The sequence below is a fragment of the Limnohabitans sp. genome (assembly GCF_031539105.1).
Classification (GTDB): Bacteria; Pseudomonadota; Gammaproteobacteria; order Burkholderiales; family Burkholderiaceae_C; genus Limnohabitans.
Window position 1 is genome coordinate 1 of the sequence record NZ_JAVKLM010000045.1, and the last position, 3114, is coordinate 3114.

The 3114-nt window shown below is 57.8% G+C and carries 4 protein-coding genes; all 4 read left to right on the forward strand.

All coding sequences use genetic code 11. The annotated features are described in order from the left end of the window. Nucleotides 1–346, forward strand: a 346-nt coding sequence (locus RMR24_RS12665) for a hypothetical protein (protein ID WP_310615445.1), incomplete at its 5' end; no start/stop codon positions are given. An 85-nt stretch (nt 347–431) separates the two neighbouring features. Further along, the gene (locus RMR24_RS12670; protein WP_310615446.1) at nt 432–1019 is read left to right on the forward strand and encodes a hypothetical protein; all 588 of its coding nucleotides are present in this window, start codon (nt 432–434) and stop codon (nt 1017–1019) included. A 28-nt stretch (nt 1020–1047) separates the two neighbouring features. Beyond that, complete coding sequence (locus RMR24_RS12675) at nt 1048–2991, forward strand: phage tail tape measure protein (RefSeq protein ID WP_310615447.1); 1944 nt, start codon at nt 1048–1050, stop codon at nt 2989–2991. Then, nucleotides 2988–3114, forward strand: a 127-nt coding sequence (locus RMR24_RS13555) for a DNA circularization N-terminal domain-containing protein (protein ID WP_405023326.1), incomplete at its 3' end; no start/stop codon positions are given. The genes RMR24_RS12675 and RMR24_RS13555, both read left to right, overlap by 4 nt.

Genomic DNA, 3114 nt, shown 5'->3' on the forward strand with positions numbered 1-3114 from the left:
AATAGACACCATCATCGTGGGCGGCATTGCGTTGGACTTTGAAGACAGCAGCGGCGAAGTTGAAGGCGGCGCTGGCTATGAGTATGAGGTGGTGCCCGCTGCAAGCGGTGACGACAGCGAAAAGCGCAAACGCGTGGCCCGTACATTGAACGCCAAACTGAACTTTGGCCCAACCACCAACCCCGACGATTTTGTGAAGATGCGCGGTGTGCAGATTGCTATGCGCGACTCTGCAACGGGCCGTAAGGCGGTGGCACCTAATTGCGGCTTTGCCAAGATGGGGAAGATTGGAGCGGGCACGGTAGACGTGACGTTCAACCTGCTCTCGCCGTTGCAGTGGCTCTAAAAAGCTGATTGCACACTGACCACAAAAGGCCCTTCGGGGCCTTTTGTTTTTGGTGAAGTGTTTCACCGTGACGGTGTGTTGACGAATGCCGACACTGCAAGGCATGGACACAAGAAGCACCCCAACCATTGCCAGCCTTTACGACTTGACCCTTGCGGACGGGTTGCCCGTTCAGTCTGACGGGCGGGAAATTCGCTATCGCACTGTGCGTCTGCGAGAAACAAATATCTTTGATGAGCGTGAAGCCCAAAAGGTGGCAGAGCGTGTAGTAACGGTTGGTGGCCAGCCTCGTTTGATGGTGAGCGACGCCGACTTTCGTTACGCCTTGACCCTGCGCCATGTGGACTGGATGGAGTGCGACGGCAACAAGCTGCACAGCGCGGTGCTGGGTGATGACGTGCTGGGCAAGTTGAGCAGCCATGACTTGGGGCTGATTGAGAAGCGTGTTTTCCTGTTGACGCTTGCCGCTGAGGTGCGCTACGGAAATATGACGCAAGAGCAATTTGACGCGGTGATGCGTGGGCAGGAGGTCAAACCCACCCAAGCCCCACAGCCCGTGGGCCCGACTACAGGAGTGGGAGCGAATGCTGCTGAGCCTGAGTCTGGCCCTACATTGCTCGCCACTTACGCTGGAGCTGGTGCCCCTGGCGCGGCTCAAAGCGATGCAGCGTGAGCTGATGCAACGCAACACGTAAGACCCTATGCGCGAACTCAAGCTCAAGTACTTTATTGATCTGGTCAGCACGATTGGTCAGCGCTCAACCGCTGAGGCAAAGACGCTGGAAAAGGCGCATGAGCAGATGAACAAAGCCGTCGCTGGCACCTCTGCGCGTTTCAACGAGCTGGGCAAGTGGGCCGGTAAAGCAGGCAAAGATGTAGGCCAGATGCAGGGTGAAATCACCGGCACCACCAGCAAGTTTGTGGCGCTCGACCGCGCAATCACTCAGATGGGCGGCAACACCGGAAGCACGCGCCAAGTGGGCTACATCCAGCAGTTAGGCAACCAGATTGACCGCGCACGTAATAGTGCTATGAAGCTGCGTGATGCTTTGAGCAAGCCGCTGGGCGGCGTTGGCGCTGACGGCAAAGACGGTAAAGGCGCTCCAAACTCATTGATGGGTGACGCGCAGCGGCTGGCGGGCATTGTTGGCGCTACGCGCCTTGCACGCACCGCCTTTGACGACAACATGGAGTTTGAGAAGTTGCAGCTCAAGATGAAGTTCAATGCCCAGCTCAGCAATGAGGATGTGGCCGCACTTCGCCAAGACGCCATTGATTTATCAAAGTCCAGTTTGAACAAGCCGCTCGACGTGAGCAAGGCGCAGTTTCGGTTGGCAAACGCGGGCTTGAAGATGGACTCCATCCGTAAGCTCACGCCTGCGGTGGTGAACTCGGCCCAAGTGTTTGACGCCGCGCCCGATGAGATCGCCGACTTAGTGTTTGACATGGTGACCAAATCGGGCATCAAAGAGGAGCGTGTGCCAGCCATGCTGGACATGCTTTACAGCCATGCAACAAGTGGCCGTTTTGAAACGATGGACATGGCGCGTCAAGCGCCTGACTTCTTGAACTCGGCCAAGACGGTGGGCATTAAGGGTGAGCGCGGGTTGAACTTTATGGGCGCTTTGACGCAGCGCATGATGCGCAATGCCACCGTGCGCAACCCAAGTGAGGTGTCGACCATCATCAAAGAGGGCTTGGCTCACATCACAACCCCGCACATGACGGGCCTAGACGGTAAGAAGCATTCACAGGGCGCGACAGGCTTGATGAAGTTTGGCATCAAGGTGACGGACTACTTTGACAAAGACGGCAACTTCAAGGGCGAAGGCGGCGTGGACGGCATTGTGGGGCTAGCCCGTGAGATGAAGAGCAAGCACTTGGATAACCCTTTCATGATGGGCATGGCCGGTATTCGAGAACATTACACACAGCTTTTTTGGCGCGAAATGATGAACTCGATTGATGCGCCTGACACGGACAAAGACCCCAACTTGGTCAAGATGATGGAGCGTGGCCAGCTCGCGCAAAAAAGCGGCCAGCTGGCTAAAAATCTCGAAGACGTGAAGCAGTCGGGTTACGGAAAGATGCTTGATGTGGGCGTGAATACGCAGAACGCGATGGTGGGCACGACTGGCGAGGCCCTGACCTCGGGGGCCGCTAATACGGCGTCGTGGGCGTCCAACCATCCCAAGACGATGATTGCTGCTGGTGTGCTTGGTGCGGGTGCCACGATATTCACGGGCGGCTTGGCCGCCCCTTGGGTGCTGGCCGCGTTGGGCGCGGCTGGTGGTACGGCGGCTTTAGGTGCTGGTGGCGACTGGCTGTCCAACCGGTGGGCGACGCCCGCACAGCCTTCCCCTTTGAATGCAGTGCCAGGCGCAAGACCGCCCTTTGCAGTTTCGGGCATGGGTATGCCGCCTGCGATGGATTTTTTGTCGCTGAGTGCGCCGGGCATGGGCACTCAGCCGTTCGGCGGGCAACTGGGCGGCCAATCTGCGCAAGTGCAAATTGGTCAGGGCCAGCTTGATATCAATGTGCGGGTGACCGATGACCGCGTGACGCTGTCGCCCACCGTGGCGCAGCAGCCCTCATTGATTCGTATCAATCCCGGATCAACTAACCCGGCGGGGTATAGCAAATGAGCTGGATTGATGAGCTTCAACAGGCGAGCTTTCGGGGCGTGCCGTTTCATGTGGAGACCACTGAGCGCAAGCCGGGGTTTCACACGGTGTTGCGGGACTACCCGTTCCAAGACTTGCCGACCG

What these genes read in the sequence shown, in the direction of transcription:
- RMR24_RS12670 (WP_310615446.1), top strand. Translation starts at nt 432, where the DNA reads ATGCCGACACTGCAAGGCATGGACACAAGAAGCACCCCAACCATTGCC.
- RMR24_RS12675 (WP_310615447.1), top strand. Translation starts at nt 1,048, where the DNA reads ATGCGCGAACTCAAGCTCAAGTACTTTATTGATCTGGTCAGCACGATT.